This is a genomic window from Streptomyces sp. NRRL S-495, assembly GCF_000966955.1.
In the GTDB taxonomy this organism is placed as follows: domain Bacteria; phylum Actinomycetota; class Actinomycetes; order Streptomycetales; family Streptomycetaceae; genus Kitasatospora; species Kitasatospora purpeofusca.
Genome location: NZ_JZWY01001141.1, coordinates 1 through 567 on the forward strand (window position 1 = coordinate 1; position 567 = coordinate 567).

Annotated in this window: 1 protein-coding gene; it reads right to left on the bottom strand. The window is 73.0% G+C overall.

What is annotated here, in order from left to right; all coding sequences use genetic code 11:
- Nucleotides 1-175 precede the first annotated feature (175 nt).
- Nucleotides 176-567: ABC transporter ATP-binding protein (locus VR45_RS39920; protein ID WP_045944876.1), on the bottom strand; the 392-nt coding region annotated here is incomplete at its 5' end.

The following is a 567-nucleotide window of genomic DNA, read 5'->3' on the forward strand; positions in this document are numbered from 1 at the left end:
GCGTCCTGTCGAGGGGGTCCACGGTGACGCTGGAGATGCTGCTGGAACGGGCCGACCGGATGCGGGTTCCGGTCCGGCAGATCGTCGACTGGCTCACCGTGCTCGGCATCCCCGTGCCCGACGTCGGGCAGCTGCTCCGGGACGCGCTCGCCCGGGTGCCGCGCCCGTAGACCGGTCAGTTCCGCTTCGGGGCGGCCGGGACGACCAGCGGGGTGCCGGTCTCCGGGTCGGGGATGATCCGGCAGGGGAGGCGGTAGACCTCCTCCACCAGCTCGGCGGTGAGGATCTCGCCCGGGTCGCCGGCGGCCACGACCCGGCCCTCGCGCATGACGATGAGGTGGGTGGCGTAGCGGGCGGCCTGGTTGAGGTCGTGGAGGACGGCGACCAGGGTGCGGCCCTGGGTGCGGTGGAGGCGGTCGCAGAGGTCGAGGACCTCGATCTGGTGGCTGATGTCGAGGTAGGTGGTGGGCTCGTCGAGGAGCAGCAGCGGGGTCTGCTGGGCGAGGGCCATGGCGATCCAGACGCGTTGGCGCTGGCCGCCGGAGAGTTCGTCGACGGGGCGGTCGG